17 protein-coding genes and 1 tRNA gene are annotated in these 23,485 nt (G+C 52.9%); 6 read left to right on the top strand and 12 right to left on the bottom strand.

Annotated elements, in window-relative coordinates; all coding sequences use genetic code 11:
- Positions 1-918, top strand: a 918-nt coding sequence (locus RWJ43_RS01990) for a class I SAM-dependent rRNA methyltransferase (RefSeq protein ID WP_314007143.1), incomplete at its 5' end; no start/stop codon positions are given.
- Positions 919-929: 11 nt separating this feature from the next.
- On the opposite strand, the gene tadA is transcribed toward RWJ43_RS01990, so the two are convergent.
- Entirely contained in the window at positions 930-1,424 is a 495-nt protein-coding gene (gene tadA, locus RWJ43_RS01985; RefSeq protein ID WP_314007141.1) for a tRNA adenosine(34) deaminase TadA, read from the bottom strand.
- A 222-nt stretch (positions 1,425-1,646) separates the two neighbouring features.
- Here tadA and RWJ43_RS01980 point away from each other — a divergent pair.
- The 4 genes from RWJ43_RS01980 (at position 1,647) to RWJ43_RS01965 (ending at position 6,231) form a co-directional block, all read left to right on the top strand.
- Positions 1,647-1,737 (top strand) — tRNA-Ser (locus tag RWJ43_RS01980).
- Between the two features lie 235 nt (positions 1,738-1,972).
- A complete protein-coding gene (locus tag RWJ43_RS01975; RefSeq protein WP_314007138.1) occupies positions 1,973-2,515 on the top strand; it encodes a LemA family protein in 543 nt (180 codons plus the stop codon).
- 461 nt (positions 2,516-2,976) lie between these two features.
- The gene (locus RWJ43_RS01970) at positions 2,977-4,863 is read left to right on the top strand and encodes a magnesium transporter MgtE N-terminal domain-containing protein (RefSeq protein ID WP_314007136.1); all 1,887 of its coding nucleotides are present in this window, start codon (positions 2,977-2,979) and stop codon (positions 4,861-4,863) included.
- A gap of 171 nt (positions 4,864-5,034) precedes the next feature.
- Positions 5,035-6,231: an Nramp family divalent metal transporter gene (locus tag RWJ43_RS01965; protein WP_314007146.1), complete on the top strand. Its 1,197-nt coding sequence runs from the start codon at positions 5,035-5,037 to the stop codon at positions 6,229-6,231.
- A gap of 123 nt (positions 6,232-6,354) precedes the next feature.
- On the opposite strand, the gene RWJ43_RS01960 is transcribed toward RWJ43_RS01965, so the two are convergent.
- From RWJ43_RS01960 to RWJ43_RS01940, 5 genes are all read right to left on the bottom strand, one after another.
- The gene (locus tag RWJ43_RS01960; protein ID WP_314007133.1) at positions 6,355-7,344 is read right to left on the bottom strand and encodes a hypothetical protein; all 990 of its coding nucleotides are present in this window, start codon (positions 7,342-7,344) and stop codon (positions 6,355-6,357) included.
- A 65-nt stretch (positions 7,345-7,409) separates the two neighbouring features.
- A complete protein-coding gene (locus RWJ43_RS01955; RefSeq protein WP_035432996.1) occupies positions 7,410-7,871 on the bottom strand; it encodes a YtxH domain-containing protein in 462 nt (153 codons plus the stop codon).
- Between the two features lie 57 nt (positions 7,872-7,928).
- Positions 7,929-8,768, bottom strand: a complete 840-nt coding sequence (locus RWJ43_RS01950; RefSeq protein WP_314007129.1) for a cyanophycin synthetase family protein — start codon at positions 8,766-8,768, stop codon at positions 7,929-7,931.
- Between the two features lie 46 nt (positions 8,769-8,814).
- Positions 8,815-10,158, bottom strand: coding sequence for a hemolysin family protein (locus tag RWJ43_RS01945; protein ID WP_314007126.1), 1,344 nt, complete (start codon positions 10,156-10,158; stop codon positions 8,815-8,817).
- Positions 10,159-10,919: 761 nt separating this feature from the next.
- Complete coding sequence (locus RWJ43_RS01940) at positions 10,920-12,122, bottom strand: FprA family A-type flavoprotein (RefSeq protein WP_313996000.1); 1,203 nt, start codon at positions 12,120-12,122, stop codon at positions 10,920-10,922.
- Between the two features lie 187 nt (positions 12,123-12,309).
- Here RWJ43_RS01940 and RWJ43_RS01935 point away from each other — a divergent pair, with 187 nt between their 5' ends.
- Positions 12,310-13,404, top strand: a complete 1,095-nt coding sequence (locus RWJ43_RS01935) for a glycerol dehydrogenase (RefSeq protein WP_035428190.1) — start codon at positions 12,310-12,312, stop codon at positions 13,402-13,404.
- Positions 13,405-13,558: 154 nt separating this feature from the next.
- On the opposite strand, the gene RWJ43_RS01930 is transcribed toward RWJ43_RS01935, so the two are convergent.
- The 6 genes from RWJ43_RS01930 to RWJ43_RS01905 all read right to left on the bottom strand — a co-directional run bounded on the left by RWJ43_RS01930 (position 13,559) and on the right by RWJ43_RS01905 (position 22,638).
- On the bottom strand, positions 13,559-15,316 hold the full coding sequence (locus tag RWJ43_RS01930) for a 1-deoxy-D-xylulose-5-phosphate synthase (RefSeq protein WP_314007124.1): 1,758 nt from the start codon (positions 15,314-15,316) through the stop codon (positions 13,559-13,561).
- Between the two features lie 713 nt (positions 15,317-16,029).
- Positions 16,030-18,105 (bottom strand): translation factor GTPase family protein, encoded by a 2,076-nt coding sequence (locus RWJ43_RS01925; RefSeq protein WP_035433006.1) that lies wholly within the window; start codon positions 18,103-18,105, stop codon positions 16,030-16,032.
- A 274-nt stretch (positions 18,106-18,379) separates the two neighbouring features.
- The gene (locus RWJ43_RS01920) at positions 18,380-20,224 is read right to left on the bottom strand and encodes a hypothetical protein (RefSeq protein ID WP_314007121.1); all 1,845 of its coding nucleotides are present in this window, start codon (positions 20,222-20,224) and stop codon (positions 18,380-18,382) included.
- A 2-nt stretch (positions 20,225-20,226) separates the two neighbouring features.
- On the bottom strand, positions 20,227-21,429 hold the full coding sequence (locus RWJ43_RS01915; RefSeq protein WP_314007118.1) for an ABC transporter ATP-binding protein: 1,203 nt from the start codon (positions 21,427-21,429) through the stop codon (positions 20,227-20,229).
- A 1-nt stretch (position 21,430) separates the two neighbouring features.
- Positions 21,431-21,631, bottom strand: a complete 201-nt coding sequence (locus RWJ43_RS01910) for a hypothetical protein (protein WP_035428195.1) — start codon at positions 21,629-21,631, stop codon at positions 21,431-21,433.
- 17 nt (positions 21,632-21,648) lie between these two features.
- The gene (locus RWJ43_RS01905) at positions 21,649-22,638 is read right to left on the bottom strand and encodes an SPFH domain-containing protein (protein WP_314007115.1); all 990 of its coding nucleotides are present in this window, start codon (positions 22,636-22,638) and stop codon (positions 21,649-21,651) included.
- Between the last annotated feature and the right edge of the window lie 847 nt (positions 22,639-23,485).

Here is a 23,485-nt window from a genome sequence, read left to right as displayed (position 1 = left end):
GTTGACCGCTACGAGAATGTGCTTGTTGCGCAGGTAGGAACCGTTGGTATGGAGCGCCTGCGTGACGTTATCTATCCGCTGCTTCTTGAGGTTTTGTCTGCAGACGGCCAGGTAATCGATGGTATTTACGAAAGAAATGACTCCCCCTCGCGCCTAAAAGAAGGACTTCCGCAATATAAAGGCTGGTGGACAGGCTCTTCCCTGGACGAGAATGGGCTAGCTACAAAACCCTCTCTTACTCTTCCTTCAACCCACGTTCTTGCAACCGAAAACGGACTCAAGTTCAATCTTGACCTGGAGAACAGTCAAAAAACCGGCTTTTTCTTGGATCAAAAATACAACCGTCGAGCAGTCCGTCAGCTTGCGCAAGGTCGCCGTGTACTGGATTGCTTCTGCCACGTTGGTCCTTTTGGTCTTAACGCCGCAGCTGGTGGAGCAGAATTTGTCCGCTGTGTAGATGTCAGCCAAACCGCCATTGACCTTGCGCGCCACAATGCAGAACTCAACGGCTTAGCAGATCGCATGGACTTTACCTGCGCAAATGTTCTTGAATACCTACCAGAGTTAGCGCAAGACCGCGCTCAGCTCAAAGCAGAGGGAGGTCCGTTTGACCTCATCATTCTGGATCCACCCGCATTCACTAAGACACGCGACAAGGTTCGAAGCGCCATGCGTGGGTATAAGGAAATCAACGCTGCAGCCATGAAGCTGCTGCCTCGAGGTGGCTACCTGGCAACTTGTTCCTGCTCACACTTCATGACCAGAGATCTTCTCGCCCAGGCAATTGCCGAGGCAGCTCACCATACCAACGTGCAGCTCAAACAAGTTGAAGAGCGACAGCAAGCTCCTGACCACCCAATTCTTTGGGGTGTTCCCGAGAGCCACTACCTTGATTTCTTCATTTTCCAGGTGGTTTAAAAACCCAAATCTTATTTGCTTTTACGACGCTCTTTAAAGAACGCTTTGAGCTGTGCAGATGCCTCGTCTGCTAATACTCCACCTGAGATCGCAAACTCGTGATTAAGTCTTGGATCGCTACTCACGTCAAACAACGTACCCGTTGCACCGCCCTTGGGGTCAAACGCACCAAACACGCAGCGATCAATACGAGCATTGACCATCAATCCTGCGCACATCAAGCAAGGTTCCAGCGTCACGTACACCGTACAGCCCGAAAGCCTCCAGCGGCCAAGCTTTTTTGAGGCCTCTTGCATGGCGAGAAACTCAGCGTGTGCAGAAGGGTCGTTATCTATCTCACGGCGATTGTGTGCAACGGCAATAACCTCTCCATCGCACACTATAACTGCGCCGATAGGCACTTCTCCTATCTGAGCTGCAAGCTCTGCCTGTTCAAGAGCAAGTTTCATGTACTGCTGATCAAGAGCAGCCTGTGGGGTCAAAGACTCTTGTGCTTCGTCACTCATAGCTGCTCCTCACTTGTCCGTTTGCTGTCGTAAATCTTACGGAATTCTGACACGATTCTGACGCAAACCCATCACGAACCTGACGCTTATCTTTCACATTCTGACGCGAATCTGTCCAGAACCTGACGCTTGTTTGTCTTCACTTAATTATGAAGCAAAACCGAACTCACCAAATCCCCTACTCGCAAAAAACTGAATTATGAGGTAGGATATTACCGCTTTGGAGAGGTGGCAGAGTGGTTGAATGCGGCGGTCTTGAAAACCGTTGAGCGGTGTCCCCGTTCCGAGGGTTCGAATCCCTCCCTCTCCGCCATTTTTTGGCGGACCTCAACTTAACGTTTTGCCTTCAGAACTTACATTCCATTCCACGTCATTTCTAGCTCAACGTTCTTCTCGCCAGTGTGTGGGCGAGCATTCCATTTACCAAAAGACTCGTTAGCAAGTTAAAAGCTTTAATTAAAAACGCCTTAGATTTTTACTTTTGGGTATAATTAACCTGTCCAAATGGATGGCTGACACAGGATTGTCAGTGATTGAAAGGATTTAGCATGATTATTGCCGCAGTTGTAGTTATTGTCCTTCTGGTTTTCTGGGCCATTAGCATTCACAACAACATCATTCGCGCAAGCAACAGGTGCGATAACGCTTGGGCAGCTATCGATACGCAGCTTCAGCGTCGTAACGATCTGATCCCTAACCTAGTCAACACCGTTAAGGGTTACGCAGCTCACGAGTCTAAGACTTTTGAGGCAGTTACTTCTGCTCGCGCTGCAGTCGCAAACGCTCGCACTCCTGAAGAGAAGATGCAGGCTTCCGGCACTCTTTCCAATGCTCTGACCAACCTGTTTGCTGTTGTTGAGAACTACCCAGAGCTCAAGGCTAACCAGAACTTCCTGGAGCTCCAGGCAGAGCTTACTGACACCGAGAACCGCCTCAGCTATGCACGCTTGAGCTACAACGATGTTGTCATGAACTACAACAACATCATCGCTGTTTTCCCAAACAACCTTCTTGCTGGTGGACGTTCCCCACGTACAAGCTTCCAGGTTACCGACGAGTCCGCTCGTCAGGCACCAAACGTACAGTTCTAAGAGCTGCTTCGTTTACCCTTTGTACTAGTACAGTCCGGTATCTGCATTCCGCAGGTACCGGGCTTTTTTGTGCAGAGCGTTACCTCGCGGATTGAGCTGGCTGTTCACTGGCCGCGTGCTGGTCGTGCGCTGCTCGTACGCCGTTTGACCGTTGTCCACGCGCTGCTCGTACGCCGGCTACAACCAAATCCGAGCAGCTAGATTATGTGAAGAGTCTTTACAGCCTTGCAGGAAAATCGTTAAAATAGTTACATCTGTGAATTGTCCTCGCAAGCACAATTCACGTTCTATTGGATGAAGAGAAAGGTCAGCATGAAACCTCGACCTCACAGTCGCTGACCTCTTGCGGTGTGCCGATTTGCACCGTGAGGGGTGAAATCGCAATGCAGTCCCCGTGGTAATTACGCGGAGTTTCTCGCCAAAGCCACGCTTTAGTCTTCGGACGCATGTAAGGAGCACACATGATTTATCTTTCCCAGTTAATGGGTAATCCGGTTCTAGATTCAGAAGGCGAGAAGATCGGTTCTGTCTCCGACCTTGGAATTGCTACCGGAGAAGTTTTTCCTCGCATCACTTCCCTTGCTTTTATGGGCCCTGGCCGCACGCCAATGATGATTTCTTGGCGCAAGTATGTTGATACCTACGATGAGGACGTCATCAGGCTCAAGGTACCTTCAACTGAGATTCGCTTCTCGTACCTGCAGCCTAACGAGGTTCTTCTCGCCCGAGATATTCTGAACAAGCAGATTGTTGATACGCGTGGCATTCGTGTTGTCCGCGTAAATGACCTCAAGCTCTCCGATACCAGCTCAACGCAGCTGCGCCTTCTGGGCGCGGAGGTTGGTGCACGCGGTCTGCTGCGCAGCCTTTCTCCCCAGCTTGAGCACCTGGTCACCCGCATTGCGCGCGCTATGGGCCATCCCATGCAGGAGCGCATCATTGCGTGGAGTTACATGGACCTGGTTGAGCGTGACCTCTCCAACGTTAAGCTCTCCGTCTCCCACAAGACGCTGGACGAGCTGCATCCTGCTGACGTTGCTGACATTATTGAACGCCTGGACTCTCGCCTGCGTAGCCAGGTGTTTGCCCAGCTTGATGACGAGCAGCGAGCCGGCGCAATGGCAGAGTTCAACGACGACGCTATGGCAGTTGAACTCATCGGCGGCCTGAACGAAAAAGAAGCATCTCGCATCCTGTCCGAGATGGACCCAGACGACGCAGCCGAACTTGTCTCCGAGCTGAGCTATGACCGTGCCGAGAAACTCCTACGCTTGATGGGCGTTAAGGAGCAGCGCGCTATTAGGCAGCTGCTGGGATACCGTGAGTACACCGCCGGCCGTATTATGACGTCCGAGGCGCTTTCTGTTCCTGAAGACCAGACCGTTGCCTACGCCTTTGATCGCCTGCGTAACCTGGACGAGGACTTTGAGACCGTCCGCTACCTCTACCTTACTGACGAGGATGGCCGCCTGTCCGGAATTGTTACCTTGAACCGCCTGATTGTCTCCGAGCCAGAGACTAAGCTTGAGGAGATTGCCAATAAGAACCTGGTCACAGCCTCACCAGAGGACGACCAGGAGGACGTTGCTCGCAACATTGCAAAGTACAACCTGCTGGCTATGCCTGTTGTTTCTGACGACAACCGCCTGTTGGGCATTGTTACTGTCGACGATGCTCTTGACGTTCTTGAAGAGGAGCACGCCGAGGACCTGCAGATTGTTGGTGGCGGCAGGAGCGATTCCGACTCTGGCGACCGCGGCCGCAACATTATTTGGTTCCTCCACCGCAACCTCTGGCTCCTATTCTGGGTAGCCTCCGTTGTAGGCGCTGCCTTTGCAGTAACGGCTGCAACGTCCGACCCAACTATGGGCATTTTCGCAGCTCTTTGCACCATTACGATGCCAATCTCGCTTAACTTGAGCGAGAATACCGTCAACTACGTGACAAACTTCTTCCTGACAGATGATCCTGGCAGCGAGAAGTCTCCTTCTATCTTGGGCTTTGCGTTCCGCTCACTCCTGCTGGGACTTCTGGTCAGCGGACTCATTTGCATCCTTGGTGCCGCTGCCCATGCCCTGCTAGAAGCGCTATTCCATCCTTACGATCCAAGCGTAAGCGAGCTCTACGCCGCGCTCTTTGACCAGACACTCATCCAGATTTTTGGCGCAGCAGCAGGCTCCACGCTTATTTCCTTCCTGTTGACCCCAATTTTCTTGGCTGTACTTCGCCACCGTGACGAGAAAAACCAGGAAACCTCAGGTCTCACGCTTACCCTGATTTCCATGAGCCTTTCGGTGGTGACATTCTTCGTCCTCTCTTACGTTCTCTCGCTTGTGAGTGTGATGTAAATGGCGCAAGAGAACGTAGAGGTAAAGAGCACGGTTGCAATGCAGGACATTGCTGCAGAACAGAGCACTGCTGCAATGCAGGACGTCGCTAGCCAGGACGCCATCGAGCAGGACAAACACGCGCCTAAGCAAAAGGCTCCGGTCAACAAAAACAGCCTCAAGTACATCTTGATGGCAATGGGCCCCGGTCTTCTCGCCGCATTTGCTGGTAACGACGCCGGCGGCATTGCAACCTACTCCAGCGCAGGCGCCACGTTTGGCTATTCACAGCTGTGGACCGTGCCACTTATGTGCTTCCTGCTGATTGTTGTTCAAGAAACCGCAGCTCGAATGGGTTGTGTCACCGGTAAAGGCATTGCGTCGCTGGTACGCGAGCGCTTTGGTATCCGTCTGTCCACGCTGGCAATGGGTGCGTTGCTGCTCTCCAACATTGCTGTTACCTTCTCCGAATTCGCAGGTATTGCCTCCAGTATGGAGCTCTTTGGCATCCCAACGTACGTCTCGGTACCTATCAGCGCTCTGATGGTGTGGCTTCTGACCGTAGGTGGATCGTACCGTCGCATTGAGAAGATTCTGCTGGCAATTAGCTGCATCTTTGTCACGTACGTGGTAGCTGGCGTACTTGCTCAGCCTGACTGGGGAGAAGCCCTGCGCGTCACCATCATTCCACAGCCCTCCGCCGAACCGTCATACATTTCTCTGTTGGTTGCAAATATTGGTACCACCATCAGTCCATACATGATCTTCCTGGTTGCATCAAATGTTGTCGAGAAGAACCTTGATACCAGCGACATTCCTGCACAGCGTGCAGACAATGTTGCCGGCGCAATCCTGGCCGAGGTCATTACCTGGTTCATCATGCTGACCACCGGCGCTGTCCTCTTCCCTCGCGGAATCTCTGTTGACTCTGCTGCCGACGCTGCTCGCGCGCTTGAACCGCTTGCAGGTCAGTACGCTAGTACCCTCTTTGCACTGGGCATGGTTGGCGCGTCCTTCCTTGCAGCATGTGTTCTACCAGGCATTACCGCAAGCGCAATCTGCGAGGCATTTGGTTGGGAGCGCGGAGCCGACCGTAGCTGGCAGGAGGCCCCTGTCTACCACGGCATTATTACAACCGTCCTGGTTATTTCAGCGCTGGTTGTCCTGATCCCGGGCATGAGCCTCTTTGGCATCATGATGGCTGCCCAGGTCATCAATGGTATTCTACTGCCGATTCTGCTTGTCTTTATGGTTATCATCGCAGCCGACAAACACATCATGGGTAAATATGCCAACGGCCGCATCTGGAACGCACTGACCTGGTTTACCATCATCACCGTCATCATCCTGACCATTGTGATGTTCATTCTGCAGGCCATGGGCTTGTAGCACTTGTAGTTCCACTGGCACGTGAGCTCCATGCATTGACGAGCAACGTGTAATCACAGCACAAAAACAGGGCGAGAAGATCGATCTTCTCGCCCTTTGTTTTATGCATTTAGCTGCTGTTTATTACTTGCTTGCCTTGTCAAACTCGTCCTTGAAGTCAGAGAACATCTTGCCCATGCGGCCAAGCTGCATACCAAAACCCTTAGCTGCCTTGTTAGCGGTGGCCTGCGTAGATGATTTGCTTGCAGGCTTAGCAGCTGTGCTCTTGTCAGCGGCTTTGTCCGAAGCGGCCTTTTCTGCAGCGGCGACCTGCTCCTCCGCAGATGGCTTCTCGAGGCGAACGTCCTCTGCAGCAACGGGAGCTGGGCGCTCGGAATCGTCTTCTGCATCGGGCTCGGTAGCGTCTTCGATAGCTCGCTTTGCCTTGGCCAGCGTCTTACCCAGGGCAAACGCGCCCTTCTCGGTAGCCTCTGCAACAGCCTTTCCGGCTTTAGCTGTAGCTTCGGAAGCCTTAGCGGCAGCGGCTGCGTATCCCTCGCCTGCCTTTGCAGCTAGTCCGCCAGTGAGCTGGGCATCTGCTGCTTCATCGGAGAGGACCATTGCACCGTTAGAATAGCCCAGCAGCCACTCAGGTTTGATGGCAAACGAGCCTACCAGCGCCTCAGATCCGGCACCGTCACCCACAAGAAATGCCGAGACCACTCCAGTGACCTGGTCAAACTCTGCGCCACTTACGTAGCCCAGACTTTTTCCGCTCTTAGTGCGAGCTTCCATACCGTGCCACAAGATGCAGGTATCAAAGTCCAAGTTCAAGCGCTTGATTGCTGCTTTATCGACGTTATTCTCGGGATCTTTTACGCAAAGGCCCTGCTCAATGGTCTCTAGAGACTCCAGCGTAACAAAAGCGTCGTCCTGCTTAATCATGCCAGCAATGTCGGGCTTCTGAACCATCACGCCCACTACCTGCGAGGACTGACCCTGTTTGAAGGGTGCAAAAACCACGTTGTGGATTTTTCCTAACTTGGAAAACCGCTCTTCTCCCGCATGCTTGCCCTTTGTAGCAGGCTTTTTGGGAAGAAGGACCTTTGCGCCTAGGAGCTCGGTTGTTTTCACGTGAAACCTCTCTATAAAAAACGGGACGTCATAAGGCGTCCCGTCACATTGCTTGTAAGTGAGGCTTATGCCTCCTGGTAGCCCTCGCCAGCGTGCTCCTGCTCGTGGGACTCAACGTTCTCGATGCGAACAGCCTGAGCCTCAGCAGTTGTGGCAGTTGGCTCTGGAACAACAAAGGAGTCTGCAACAACATCAGCAGCATCTGCGACAGTATTAGAAGCAGAGGTCACAGCGTCAGAAAGTGACTCACGGAGCTGATCCATGCGCTCGCGAGCAAGGTCAACCTTTGCGCGGAGCTCGTCGGTCTTTGCGTCAACAGTAGGCTTGACCTCGTCAATCTTAGTGCTCACAACCTTAGATGTGCGCTCATAAGAATCAAGTGCGGAATCCCATGCGTCATTGACAGCATCTGCAGCCAAAGCGCGAGTCTCCTCGCCGGAACGTGGAGCCAGGAAAAGACCAGCTACAGCGCCAGCAGCAGCACCAAAAATAGCGCCTAGAAAGAAACCAGCAGACTTCTTGCTCATAAGTACCTCCTGTTAAACAGAAAAACGCTGTACGTAATCATACCGCAATAAGGGCGTTTATCGAACGGGCTTTGGACGAGGAACGTTAATCATGTTCCAATCGTCTGGGACGTCGGTGACCTCAGAGTCGTCCGTAGCGTCCTCAGCGGCTGTTGCCTCGGCGAGCTCAGTTGCGATGGCCTCGTCGGCGACGTCGGCAGCGGGCTCGGCGTCTGCTGCGTCAGCTACGTCGATACCTGCGACCTCGGCGTTGTTCTCCTCAGCGTCTGCAACCTCAGCCTCAACTGCATCAGCAGCAGCTGCATCAGCGACGTCCTCGGAGGAGTTGTCGGCAGCGTAATCCTCTGCTTCTACGCTCTCTACCTGGAGTGCAGCGTCCGCCTCAGGTTCCGCGGAGTCTGCAGGCTCATCGGTCTTCTCGCCGTCAAGGCTCTGGATAAGCGCAACAAGGCCAGAAACGATAGCGTTGATGTCTGGATCGGCCTCGTCCTGATTGCCATATGCCCAGTTGAGGAGCCATACGGCACTGGACAGCGAGGCTGCTACCAGCACGTCATCTGGGCATGCGAGGATGATCTCGTAGAGGCCGCGGCGGGAATCCACCAAGGAAGTCTTGCCGGACGAAACGTCTCCTGCAAGGTTGGTCAGGGCCAGGAGCTCCACGGTTACGTGCTCAAGCAGGTGCGCAACCTCGGTATCGTTGGCGACAAGTCCAAAACGAGCGTCGGCGTCGCCCAAACACAGGTGCTCAGAGAGGCCGGGCAAAAGCTCAAGCACGCGCTCAGTTGCCTCAGCGTTTTCTGAGGTCAGACGTGGCGCTTTGGCCGAAAACTCAACGGTGGCGGTCAAGTTTTTGGGTCCTACCACAACTTTTTTGATAGAAATCAACTGCGCCATTTCAACCTCTTTCTATTGGTTCACTCTATTGTAATCATTCTTTTAGTTATTCATTTTCTGATGTGTCAGAGTTTTCGCTGGCTGGCTCAGATTCACCGTCTACCTGTGGTTCTGGCGCAATTACGCGCAGCAAAGAAAGGCGACGGCGGCGCATCGACTGCACGCGGAACACGTAGCCATCCTTCTCAAACACCTCGCCCGGACGAGGCAGATGACCAGCCAAATCCAGCACAAAGCCCGCGATAGTCTCATACTCCTCGGACTCCCCAACCGGCCATCCAAGTTCATTCGCATCATTGAGCGAGAAACGACCGTCTACCAGCCACTCTCTATCAGAGAGCTGCGTCAGGTACTTGTTGTCCGGATCAAACTCATCCTCAATTTCGCCGACAATCTCCTCGACGATGTCCTCAACGGTAATGACACCCGCAGTTCCGCCGTACTCGTCAACTGCGATAACCATCTGGTCACGACTTGTCTGCATCTCGGTGAGCAGTGGAATGATGTCTTTGGTATCAGGCACATAGTCCGCGGAACGCACGAAGCGCGCGATCTTCTCGTCACTTGCGTGCTGATCAAGCACCGGCTCAAGCAAATCTTTGATGTGAGCGATGCCCACGATGCGATCGATATTTTCGTGGTAGATAGGGATGCGCGAGAAACCTGTTTGGCGCATGACGCGAAGGACCTCGCTGATAGTTGCGGTGTCCTCCATGGCGGTCATGTCAACGCGCGGGACCATAACCTCGCGGACAACGGTGTCGCCCATCTCGATGACCTCGTGGATCATGGATTTTTCTTCTTCAGAGAGGTCCTCGGAATCCTTGACGATATAGCGGAGCTCTTCCTCGGTGACCTCTTGATGATCGTTGGTGGTATCAATGCCCATGAGCGTGGTAACCGCATCTGCCGAGGCAGACGTGATGAACACGAGCGGACGCACAATCTGCATGAACGCCTTCATAGGGCCGACGACTGCTTTGGCCACTGCCTCGGAGTTTGCTAGGCCGATACTCTTTGGAACCAGCTCGCCGATGACCACGGAAAAGAACGAAACAATCAGCGTAATAGCCACGACGGCCAAAGGAAGCGCCAGGTCAGCGTGGACACCAATGTTGACCAGCCAAGCACCGAATGGCTCGGAAAGGCTTGTTGCCGCAAATGCCGAAGACGCAAAGCCTACCAGGGTAATTGCGACCTGGATTGTTGCGAGGAAATATCCGCGATCAGTGGCAATGTCAATGACAGCGAGGGCTCTTGGATCGCCCTCGTCTACGTCTGCCTCAAGCGCCGCGCGACGAGAGCTAACAATGGCCATCTCGGCCGCAGAAAAGAAGCCGTTTACCAGGGTAAGCAGCAGAGTTATTCCAATACTTAACGCAATGTCCATCGAATGTATGGGCACCTACCTCTTCGAAGTTACTTTTTTGTATAGACCATTGTACTCTAACGCGCTCTACCTTGTAGTCTTCAGGAATTTGACACAGTCTCGCCATGAAACGCCGGAAGACTGGCAGTGTCGGAAGCGGCGACGTGATGGTGCCGGTTGAATATGTGGTTGTGCAGTGGCTGCGCGACAGGTGCAACGATACTATTTTGGTGGCACCGATCGCTGTTTTCTCCGTGGATTTGGCTAACAAACAGCTGTCGGTTCTGGTTAACAAGCAGTTCTCAATATTTGATGCAAAATTTTGAATAACTTGCCTTAATAATTCATCCACATGAATACGTAACTTTTACACCTAAAATTATGTGCCCAAAACGGTAAAAAATGCGTTTAGTTGGGGTTGAAAATTAAAAATTTGCCAAAATAACCCCAACTAAGACGATTTTTTACCACTTCAAAAACTTTTATCTGGGGAAACACTATATGCAAAAACCTGTATTCCCCAACTAAACGGATTTTTTACCACTTCAGCGTCATTCGGACCATCTTAGGGCACTTTTTAGGATGTAGCGGAGTTATCACTCCAAGGTTAACCTGCTGAATCTTAGTGTTTTCAGGTTTGCTAACCTCTAGCCGTCAATTACCCACTAATTGACCTGCAACGATGTGTGCTCTTCCCCGCTTGTCCATTCTGCTCCCCCTCTACAGCAAAAGACCCCCACATTCAGCATGAATGTGGGGGTCTTGCTCAATATACCGCTAGCTTAGAGCTGCTTGCCAGCTTCGACCAGGTCCTTGACCTGCGCACGAACGGCATCCAGGTCCTCGTCGGAAGGAAGCCAACCGATAGCATGAACAGGCAGTGGCATAGTAAACTCAGCTGCCTCAAGCTCGGCCTGAACCATCTTTGGTCCAAGTGGAGCCCAGCCGTAAGAGCCAAACGCAAAGCCAATACGGTGGTCATTCTTTGGAGAAAGACCGCTCATATAGGTCAGGAAGGAAGAAACGGTAGGCAGGAACTTAGAGTTCAGCGTAGGCGAACCAACGCAGACATACTTGGAATCCAAGAAGTGATACATGACGTTGGAGATGTGAGTCTCTTTAAGGTCGATGAGCTGGGCAGGAATGCCTTCAGCCAGAAAACCGTCCAGGAGAGCATGAGCCATCTTGTCGGTTGAACCCCACATGGAGTCGTACACAACCAGGGCTTTCTCCTCAAGCTTGCCAGTAGTCCACTCCTCGTACTTGGAGATGATGTCGGCAATGTGGGAGCGCCATGCAACGCCGTGAGCTGGGGCGATAATATCGATATTCTCCAGACCAATACCCTTAACTGCGGTAACAGCAGAGTCAGCCTGACGACCGTAAGGGAGAACGATGTTTGCATAGTACTTGCGAGCCTGCTTCATAACCTCGCAGTAGTCGGACTCGTCTTCAAAGCGAGTAGTTGAAGCGTAGTGCTGACCAAATGCATCGTTGGAGAAGAGGATCTTGTCGTACTCGGAATACGTGACCATGTTGTCTGGCCAGTGGACCATTGGGGTCTGCACAAAGGTCAGGGTGCGCTTACCAATGTTGAGTGTATCGCCCGTCTTTACGCCGTTGACGTTGATATTCTCGCCATAGAAAGCCTTGAGCTCCTTGACGCCCTGAGGTGCGCTTGCGTAGACCTCGGCGTTTGGCGCGAGCTCCAGAATGCGAGGAACGCTGCCGGAGTGGTCCATCTCGATGTGGTTGCAGATCAGAACATCAATCTTTGCTGGATCGATGATGCTCTTAATGCGCTCGACCAGCTCCTCGGAGAATGGGCGCTTGACGGTGTCAATGAGCGTGACCTTCTCGTCCAGGATAAGGTATGCATTGTAGGTAATGCCCTGCTCAGTGGTGTAGCCGTGGAACTCGCGAGCGTTCCAGTCAAGGGCGCCTACAAAGTAGACATCGGGTTTGATTTCGACAGAACTAAGCATGTGTCCTCCAAAGACCACAGTGCGAAAATTTGACACTACAAGAATATCATTTGCCGGCTCGTGAATGTATGTTCACGTAAACTTTCCAGAAGTTGTCCGAATCTAAATATTTTCCTTGCTGTTATGTTCTTTTGATAGTGTTACCATAAATTACATAGGTCTAAAACGTATCCGGAGAGGGGAACCTATGAAAATGCTGCGCGCAATGCGTGAGCCACTGAAGTATGTTCAGGGCAAAAATGCTTGTCTCGAGTTCGAAAAAGAGATGGGCTACATGGGAAAGCGCTTCCTGTTTGTTTGCTCTAACAGCGGCTACAAAGCAACCCACGACATGATCGAGCAGAGCTTCGAGGGCAAGGGCGACTATTACCGTCGCTACGAGGTCTTCGGTGGCATCTCTTCCAACGGAGAGATTAACCGCATGAAGGCTATCGTCGAGGAGGACAACATCGACGTAGTCGTCGCTATCGGCGGCGGCAGCGCTGTTGACACCGCAAAGGCAACCGCATATTACGCTGGTAAGCGCATCGTTATTCTTCCTACCGTTGCAGCTACCGACGCTCCATGCACCGGCCTCTCCGTTATTTACAACGATGACGGTTCCTTTGACAAGTACCTCTTCTACCCACAGAACCCAGATGCAGTTATGGTCGACACCCAGATCATCGCAAACGCACCTGTTTCCTTCCTGGTGGCGGGCATGGGCGACGCACTGGGCACCTACTTTGAGGGCCGCGCATCCATCCGCACCGAGTCTCCTTCCCTTGAGGGAACCGGCATTACCCGCGTTGGTATGGCAATTGCTAAGGAGTGCTACCTCACCCTTCGCGATTACGGTTCACAGGCAATTAAGGCTTGCGAGAACAACGTTGTAACCCCAGCTCTTGAGGCTATCTGCGAGGCAACCGTCTACATGAGTGGTGTCGGCGCTGACAACGTTAACTGCGCAGCAGCTCACTCCTTCTACAACGGCCTCACCTCCCTTGGTGGCCACAGCGCACCTCACGGCAACTGCGTTGCTTTTGGTACCCTGGTCCAGCTTGTTCTTGAGGGTGTTCCTCAGGAGGAGTTTGACGAGGTTCAGGACTTCTGCCTTGAGGTTGGTCTTCCAACTACCCTCGAGGAGGTTGGTATCACCACTGACGAGCAGATCAAGAAGATCGCTGAGGCTGCTTGCGTTCCTGGCGAGACCATCCACAACCTTGCTGGCGACGTCACTCCTGACGAGCTCTATGCAGCTATCGTTCAGGCTGACGCTATGGGCCGCGCTCTTAAGGCTTAAGCTTCTAGTCGCAGGTTGCGACGTGGCAACGTGCCGCAATGGCACATTTGCTTGAAACAGAAGAGGGACCGCAGGTGCGGCCCCTCTTTTTTGTTGCAGTTTTGATGTGATGGCGAGAAATGCGGACAATGGCGCCGGAGCTGCGACGCACCACCTACAGGCCCAGCACCTGCTTAACGTCTGCGGCAATAAGCTCGGGATCCAGATGACTTTCTCGCATAAGGTCCACGATGTTGACGCGGTCGTAGAAAGCCTTCTTGACGCCGTAGTTCAGCACGCGTGCGGGAGAAGTTCCCAGGTAGCTGGCGATATTCTGTCCCCAGCCGCCCTCGATAATGCCGTCCTCAATGGTCACGATGACGTCGTGGTCTTTTACCAGGTTGTCGAGCAGATTCTGGTCAACGCCCGAGGCAAAGTATGGCTTAACCAGCGTGGCTTCAATTCCCAAGGTAGAGCTAAGAGCCTCGACGGTTTTCTCGCCAAGGTCGTAGAAATCGCCCAAGGCAAGAACGGCCACCTTGGAGCCCTGGCGTGTGACCTCGTAGGTGTTGAGGTCGTCGAAGTTTGTGCGGACGGGACCTTCGGCGTGGACCACGGGACCGGAAGGAATTGCGATGTAGACAGGGTGTTTGTCCTGTTCAAGTGCCCAGTCGAGCATGGCGACGTACTCCTCGGCGTTGGACGGCGCGAGGTACACCATGTTAGGAATGTTTGCAATCATGGAAATGCTGCTAAGGCCCTGGTGGGTGGCGGCCATCAAGCCCCTAATGGAGCCGGAGCCCACGATAACCGCAGGATTCTGGTTGAGCGCCAGGTCCTGGGTCAGCTGGTCGTAGGTGCGCTGGATGAAAGTTGCGCTTGAACCCCAAACCACGTGCGCACCGGCGTGAGCTGCGCCGGAAGCCATTGCAACTGCGGTTTCCTCGGCAATGCCCACGTCAAGGTAGTGCTTTCCCAGCTCTTCTCGACGTTCCTGCGTAAGGCCAAGCAGAGCTGGAACCGCTGACATAAGCACCAAGAACTTTGGGTCAGTCTTTGCGCGCTTGAGGGCATACTCTGCAAAAATGCTGGCATACGACTCGGAAGAACCGGATGCAGGGCTCTGACCAGTCTGGATGTCAAACGGCATGTGCCAGTGCCACTTCTCCTTGTTTGCCTCCGCGGGAGCGTAGCCCTTGCCTTTGAGCGTATTGATGTGGACCACGACCGGATGAGTCGAGTCTTTTACCTGCTCAAATACGGCGATAAGAGCCTCGATGTCGTTGCCGTCATTGACATACAGGTAGTCCAGGCCCATCGATTTGAAGAGGTTATTCTCGGCAGCTCCGTTGGTGCGGCGCAGCTCAGCGAACTGGTCGTACATGCCGCCGTGGTTCTCGGCGATGGACATCTGGTTGTCGTTGAAGACGATGATAAAGTTGCTGTTCAGCTCACCAGCAACGTTCAAACCCTCAAGCGCCTCGCCGCCGGACATGGATCCGTCGCCGATAACGGCGATGATGTTCTCCTTGCCGCCCATGATGTCGCGAGCCTTTGCCAGGCCAAGCGCCAGACTGATGGACGTGGAAGTGTGGCCGATTTTGAAGAGGTCATGCGGGGTCTCGGCGGGATCAGTGTAAGGAGACACCGAGTCGTAAAGCGCAGGATCCATGTATGCCTGCTTGCGGTCGGTGAGCATCTTGTGGGGATATGTCTGGTGCGAGACATCGTAAACGATATGGTCAACGGGCGAATTGAACACGGTATGAAGCGCGATAGTTGCCTCGACGATGCCAAAGTTTGGACCAAAGTGGCCGCCGTGCTTTGACTCCATGACCAGCAAGTTGTCGCGAATCTCCTGCGCAAGCACCTTGCGAGCCTCCGCGTCCAGCTTCTTTACGTCTTCTGGTCCATTGATATTCTCTAGGTACATGTGCGACCTTTCTTTAATTGATTTGTTTCAAATACGTACCCAGATGGGCAATACATGATACTGACGGGCGTAAAATAAGCCACATGAGTAAGTGGGGCACGTTAGAAGCTTGTATCCGCGGTCAACCATATCGTACGGGCAACATCATTAATTACTTGCACTGTTTTGCTGATGGCCGAACACACCTATGTCAGATAATCTGTCAAAAAGACGTATACATGACGCCGAAAATAGGCTAGGCATGCAGAATATCTTCATTTGGTGTGTAATATGCCCGCAATTGTGCAGATTATCCGACTTAGGTGTGTTCCTTAGATACGGAATTTACCGATGGTTAAATTCCTTATATATGTCTATTCATTATTCAGCATATTAATTGAAGTTTATGCATAGAAATGTATACCGGGTATTGGTGCTCTCTAAATGTCAAACAATAAGCCCCAGTCGTCCGATTATCTTGACTAGAAACATGACAGTTCTTCAGCGAGGCGAGGCAAAGCTGCACCATTTTGTACGCCAAGCCTAAAAGCCGACGCTAGCACGCTGCAGAAACACAAAAGAACCCTCGCACCTGAAAGATGCGAGGGTTCTTGCTTGAAACGTTACATCTACCTGCGGCTAGCGCTCGCGGCGCCTGCGTGCTCGCAGTTCCTTCGTGCTTGCGGCGCGTCCGTGCACGCGGTGCCGTCGCACGCGCCGCGTCTACCCGCGGCTTAGCGCTCGCCAGCGGCGCGACGCTCGGCGTACTCGGCAGCAAGACGAGCCTGAATGTCGTGTGGCACCTGCTCGTATCCTGCCAGCTCAACGGTGTACTCACCCGTTCCGCGCGAGAGGGACCTCAGTCTTGTAGCGTAATCGGTAACCTCAGCGTATGGAATCGTCGCCTTAATGGTGGTTTCACCAGCCGAAACGCCGGTGCCGGAAGACATTCCCTCAACACGACCGCGGGAAGCGGATACGTCGCCCATGACGGAACCTGCGTAACTGTCTGGAACGGTAATCTCCAGGTGAGCCATAGGCTCCAAGAGAACTGGTTCTGCCTGGTCAACAGCCTTCTGGAAGCCAATGCGAGCAGCGGTCTTGAATGCCATCTCGTTGGAGTCAACTGGGTGGTAAGAACCCTCGTAAACAGCAACTTTAACGTCAATCATAGGATAACCAGCCAAAACGCCTTCGCGCATGGTCTCCTGAACACCCTTATCAATAGCGGGGATGAAGCCGCGTGGAATGTGGCCGCCTACGATTTCGTCCACAAATTCGTAACCTGCGTCTGGGTTTGGCTCGATGCGCAGCCAGCAGTCACCATACTGACCGGAGCCGCCGGTCTGCTTCTTGTGCCTACCCTGAGCACTTGCAACTCGACGGATTGTCTCGCGATATGGGATGCGAAGCGCAACCTTATGTGCGGAAACGCCGGCTCGCTGCTCAAGACGCTCGAGAAGAACGGCTACTTGTGCCTCGCCGATTGCAGAAACAATGGTCTGGCCGGTGTCCTCGTCACGCTCAACCTTAAGGGTTGGATCAGCGTCGGCGGCCTTCTCCAGGAACGCAAAGAGCTTGCCCTCGGTACCGCGCTCATCAGGCTCAATAGCCGTGCGGTACAGGGAGTTGGGGAACCTAAATGCAGCGGCCTCAACCTTACCGGTAACGGAAAGCGTGTCGCCCGTCATGGCCTCGAGCTTTGGAACTACTACGATATCGCCGGCTGCGGCGGTGCTCACATCAGCTGTTTCTTTGCCGCACATACGATACAGGTGAGAAAGGCGCTCGGGCTTGCGTGTGCGAGCGTTGATAAGCTCAGAACCTGCAGAAACAGTACCTGCAAGCACCTTCACAAAGGTAAGCTTGCCGTTCTGTGGATCCTGCAGCGACTTAAAAGCAAACGCAACAGGGCGCTCGTCATCAGGGGAAATATCAAGCTGCTCGCCGTTCACCAGCGGAATGCGGCCAAAGTCGGACATAGTTGGGAACCAGCCGTCAACAGCGTCAAGCAAGGAGATGACGCCCTCTTCGCGGACGCAAGAACCGGAGAAGACAGGAACAAAAATGCGCTCCATAAGAGCCTTGCCCAGCAGACCCTCAAGCTCTTCCTGCGTAATCTCTCCGCCCTCAAGGTAGCGCATCATCAGCTCATCGTCTGCCTCAACAACCAGCTCGGTCAGGGCCGCGCGAGCAGCTTCTGCCTCTGCCTGGAACTCGGCAGGAATATCGGTGACCTCAGGCTTGCCGTCTACCAGCTTGCGCGCCTTCTGATGGACAACGTCAATGATGCCGGAGAACGCCTCGCCAGAACCCATTGGAATGGTCACTGCGCCAAGCGAGGAGCCAAAACGATCCTGGAGCATAGCCATCGCGGTCTCGTAGTCTGCATCAGGGCGGTCCAGGCGGTTGATGAACAGCGCGCGGCAGAGAGAAAGATCCTCGGCGGCAAACCAAAGCCTGGTGGTAATAGTGCCAGGTCCACTAGCTGCATCAACAACAAACAGCGCAGTCTCAACAGCGCTCATTGCCGAATAGGCGTCACCCACAAAGTCAGGATAGCACGGCGCATCAAGCACGTTAATGCGTGTATTTTCCCAGGTAATTGGTGCGATAGTAGTAGAGATAGAGAATCCGCGCTCTGACTCTTGTGAATCGTAATCAAGCGTGGGCTTTGTGCCTGCGTGACCGCCTAAACGAGTGGTTGCACCCGTCAGATGCAGCATTGCCTCGGCAAGCATGGTTTTGCCCACGCCACCTTGGCCCACCAGGACCACATTCTTTACCTTAGAAACATTTTTTTCGGCCATGATGCCTCCTCTGACTGCGGCAAGCAGCCGAGAAGGTCAGCCGATAGTACGCGCCCGAGTCTAGCGCGATATGCTTCGGCCCTTCCTGCTACTTACCGAACAAGAAAACCTCTAGCCACCCTACCGTACCGCAAAGCGCAAAAAGAGACACCCACCATTCGATAAACGACATGTGGTGGGTGCCTCAAAGTTTCTTCTCGGCAGAAGAATTTGTGATGTTGCCGCAGGTAAATGACGTGAAATTGTAGAACGCCACCCGCATGCATCACAAAAGTTAGATTCTAACTCCTCGGTGAACGGTGTTGTTAAAGATCAGGTAGCCGATAATTGCGTTCACCAGTGACAGCGTGACAAAGATGATGTTTGGCAGCGTCTCGTTAACCACGCCCGTTGACGAGCTAAATGAGTCGATAACTGGAGCAATCATCATCATGAACGTACCGCCGATAACAAACATGGAGCCCAGCGTGCCCGCAAGAGAAGATACGGTAACCGAAAGACTTCTCTTGGTGATATCAACAACAGAAGTCCAGTCAAAGTTTGGACGTCGAATATCAATGGCTAGGCCAACGTTAGACACCAGGAACACAATGCAGAGCGGCAGAATAACGTTTCTCAGGGCCGTTTCAATGGTGATGTGACCAGGAATCAGGAAGAAAATCTGGGTCACAACGCTGAAAATGAGCACGTAAAGCATGTTCACGGCAATCTTTGCGCCAAAAATCTGCTTTGAAGATACAGGCATAGTTGCCATCAGCCAGTTTGAGCGGCCTTCCAGCGAGTACGAAATAGCAGCGGAGTTGGCAGCGCAGAACATCGAGGTGCCAAACCAGGTGGTTATCATGCCAAAGATGGTTCTTGCCAAAGGTAGATAGCGCGGAACCTCGGACGCAGGAACAAAGTAGGCCACGATAGACGACGTGCTAAAGAACATGGAAATAAAGGCGAGAATAACCATCAGCAAGCAGCCAAAAAGCATGTTTATAAAGACTGCTGGGTAACCTGTGATGGTCTGAATCTCTTTTCTGATCAGAGCAACAAAAGGCGTCGCGGACTTGGTGGAAATCTGTTTGGTGGTGAACTTCTTCTGGACCTTATCCTCGCTTACCAGCGCATTAATGCGGTCGTTGAAGCGAGAAATGATTGCCACAATTGCCGCAGGCGCTCCAACGGATACCAGAACAAACAGCAAGAAACTGACAAGGGAGCCGGAGTTAAAGAAATCCGCAATCCACAGTGATGGAAGATAAACTACGCCAACTGAACTTGCAACGCTAAAGACGGTGTTCTGGAAGTTATCCACCACACCTGGGACAAACTTGTCTGCATTGAAAGATATCGTAAAGATAAAGAACAGATACGCGACCATAAATAGAAGACCGAACGCTCCACCGATAACCACGCCGAGTGACTTGAAGTGCAGCTTTGCAGCAAGGGCAGCAACCACAAAAGCCAAGAGAATTGCAGCAGAAACCGCAAGGTTAGGCCCAAGAAGAAGCGCGAACAAGGCACCAATCAAGCGTGGAAGTGTAACAGCCTCAAAGGTGAAGTAAGCCAAAAAGACTGGCAGCATAATGGTGATAGACCAGATACCCTCTGCAGCATAAAGAGCAGCTACGCGAGAATAAATAATAGTGCTCTTTTTGATTGGCAACGACATGATAAAGTCGTAATCCTTGTACGCAAAAAGCACGCCATTGGCCTTTACAAATGTCAAAATAACACCAGGTAGAGTACCAGCTAGAATTCCTGCGAGAGGCAGCAGCCTTGTGAAGCCGGCAATGGCTAAAGTTGTTGAAACGCCGTAGATGTAGACCATCATAAAGAGTGCGCCAACAACTGCAAAAACGCCACCGACAATAGGCAGAGCGTTTGCGCCAACCTTTTTCTCAAAATTCTTTCGAGCACCTATAACCTGCGTAGTCCAAATCATGGTGATCTGAACCTTAAGCAGCATCCAGAACACTTTGAGATTGGAAGGCAGTTTGAGCTCAGAGCGATCGAGAACAGGAACCTGACCAGCGCTTACTTGAGCTGGAATAAACACATCTCCTGAGAGTTGCAGGTTCTGCTCAGGCACATCGGGGCGCTGAGGAGCCTGTGGAACGTTGTTTGCCATGACTAGTTCTCCTTAGGGAAGGAGGGAGGAACTGGAGCGCCTGGAGGAACTGGTGCGCCGGGTACAGTTGGAGCAGCAGGTGCTGCTGGGGCTGCTGGGGCTGCTGGTGCTGCTGGTGCAGCTGGTGCTGCAAGCGCGACGGGTGCTGCAGGTGCTGCAGGCGCTGCTGGAGCTGCAGGTGCTGCAGGTGCGGCTGGTGCAGCTGGGGCTGCAGGTGCTGCTGGAGCGGCGGGTGCAGCTGGGGCTGCAGGTGCGGCGACTACAGGTGCGCCAGGAATGACTGGCTGAACAGCGGCGCCGTCCTTTGTAGTAGCCATATCCTGAGCAATCTCGGCAGAAACGCCAGGGGCGCCAGCCTCAAGACCAAGGAAGACTTCCTCAAGAGAAGCATTGCCTCGAATCTCGTCCGTTTTACCTGCGGCAAGAAGCTTGCCCTGACGAATAATTGCAATTTTATTGCAGAGTTTCTCGACAACCTCAAGAACATGTGACGAGAAGAACACGGCAGATCCGCGGTCGGCAAGCTCGTGCAGCATCTTCTTCAGTTCGAAGCTTGCTGCTGGATCCAGGCCAACAAATGGCTCGTCCAAAATGATGAGCTTTGGCTCGTGGAGCAGGGCGGAAATCAGAACCAGCTTCTGCTTCATACCGTGAGAGTAGCTGCCAATAGCATTTGCCAGGGAATCAGTGATGCCCAAGCGGTTGGCCAGCGTAGTAATGCGCTCGACGCGGTTCTCCGCAGGAACGCCAAAGATGTCGCTGACGTAATTGAGGTACTTAATGCCGCTCATGAACTCGTAAATGTCTGGGTTATCTGGGACGTAAGCGATGACCTGCTTTGAGCCAACAGGGTCAACCAGCACATTCTTTGAATCCACAAAGATGACGCCGCCCTCAAATGGCTGAGCGCCAACGATGGACTTGATAAGCGTTGTCTTACCTGCGCCGTTGTGGCCGATAAAACCGTAGATGTCGCCAGGCATAACGTCGAGCGAAAGGTCAGAAACAGCTACCTTGGAGCCATACTTCTTGGTAAAGTGCTGGACGCTCAACACGGGAACAACCTCGCCAGGAGCCGCTGGAGCTGGGGCTGGGGCCGGTGCAGCAGAAGCTGCAGGCACAGTAGGCGTAGCGGCGGGAGCTGCGGGTGCAGCAGGAGGTACGGGAGCGTTAGGAACAGGTGGCTGTGGAATATTGTCGGCCATGTTAGTTTCCTTCTTCCAATTTATCTATCTTGTTCACACGAGTGTCTTGAACTTTTGGAGAGCGCTTTGCCCTTCTCAGAGCATCGCGCAAAATCCATTCTACCTGAGCGTTAGTTGAACGCATGTCGTCTTGCGCCCAGCGTTCAACCGCCTCCCAGACTTCTGGAGCTACACGAAGTGGATATTGTTTGCGAGGTGCCATGGGTTTCTCGCCATGCTTTACTGCTGCAAGGAACCGGTATTAAGCACAGGCTGGGCCTCGGACTCACCGCAGAGAACAACCATGAGGTTGGAGGCCATGACAGCCTTGCGATCCTCGTCAAACTCAACAACGCCATTCTCGGACAGCTGGGTAAGGGCCATGTCAACCATGGAAACGGCGCCCTCGACGATCTTTTTACGTGCAGCGATGATTGCCTCTGCCTGCTGGCGGCGGAGCATTGCCTGCGCAATCTCGGGAGCGTAGGACAGGTGCGTGAGGCGAGCGTCGTCAACGGTGATGCCAGCAACAGAAAGGTTGCGGCTCAGCTCGGACTGAAGCGCCTCGGAGACCTCCTCGATGTTGGAGCGCAGGGTAATTGCGGTGTTGGACTCGGACTCGTCCTCCATGTGGTCGTAGCTGTAGATGCTCGCGACGTGCCTAAGCGCGGTCTCTGCCTGCATAGCAACGTAGCTGTCGTAGTCGTCGACGTCAAAGAGGGCCTTTGCGGTATCGCTCACGCGCCAAACAACAACCTCTGCGATCTCGATTGGGTTACCCATGCGGTCGTTGACCTTGAGGACGTCGCCGTTCAGCGTGCGAGCACGAGTGGAAATGATGGAGGTGTGCACGTTTACACTGGGAGTAACGCCTGCAGCGAGAGAAGAGAGGTCACCCACGTTTGTAGAAAGGGTCTTGGCGTAGTAAGGATTTGCCCAACGAAGGCCCTCGTCCTTAACGGTGCCAATATACTTACCAAATAGCACGCACACCTTTGCCTGACCAGGCTGAAGGCTGAACAGGCCACTTGAAACAAACATTCCTGCAAAGAAGAATACCAGTGCACCAATGATGCTTGGGAACGATGGGTCCAGGAGAGGATTTCTGTCTGCAGCGATAGCGCTGAGTACAAAATTCAGCGTAAACAGGGCTGCAACTGCAAAAAGAACAATAGTAATCAGCAGGAACAGCCAACCACTCTTGGACTTAATGATTTTCTCGGTGCTCATAAGATCTCCTTTGTGACAATGAGCTTTCTGTTGGCATCATTGTGATATCACATTGATTGCAAGTCAATAGAAATTTTTATTTAAATGTTGTTCAAAAATACCAGGTAAGGCGGTGGTTTTCCTGCATGCGTTGCGCACTCAGGAGCATGTCTGGTCGCGTGCATTGAAATGCCAGTTGACCTGTAGAGCCTGGACCAAGCGCGCCTGACCGTGCGCTTGACCGTGTGTGATGCGCAAGGCGAGAAGTTCTTCTCTTCGAGAATTGCAGCTGAATCGCAAGGCTTACATCAAGCGCGCCTGACTTCTGCAAAGATTCTGTAACTTTTGCCTGATAACACCAAAGAATCTGTGGATTTGCCTGATTTCTGCAAAGAATCTGTATCCAAAACACAGATTCTTTGCACTTTTCAGGCGGACCTTTCGTGACGTGACTTTTGAATCCGAGGTTAGTTTCATGAGCACTCTTATGGAGCCTGATTTTCTCGCCATGTCTGAACGATTTGCCGGAAAAGTGCACCAAGTCTGAGCTATTTGCCGGTTTTGCTCGCCATGTCTGAGCTGTTTTACTCAGACATGATGAGCTTTTCAGGCTCGCAATCAGAGCCGATCAAAAAATGGAGAGAGGCAGCTTGAACGCACAAAAACACACCTCGGGAGAAGCCCCCAAGGTGTGTTCGGTATTCGGTGTGCAATATTACCTGTTCGCACTGGCTTGGTCGCAGCCCGCAGCCTCGCGTCCGTCGCAGAGCCCGCAGCGCGATGCAGCCCGCAGCCTCGCGTCACGCTAGTCGATACGAGCGTCTACCTCAAGCCAATCGAGCTGCTCGATGTTGCCCTTGACGTGCTC

The sequence above is a fragment of the Lancefieldella parvula genome (assembly GCF_963530955.1).
Lineage (GTDB): Bacteria > Actinomycetota > Coriobacteriia > Coriobacteriales > Atopobiaceae > Lancefieldella > Lancefieldella parvula_A.
Note: the sequence above shows the minus strand (reverse complement) of the source record. Positions and strands in the feature narration are given on the sequence as shown.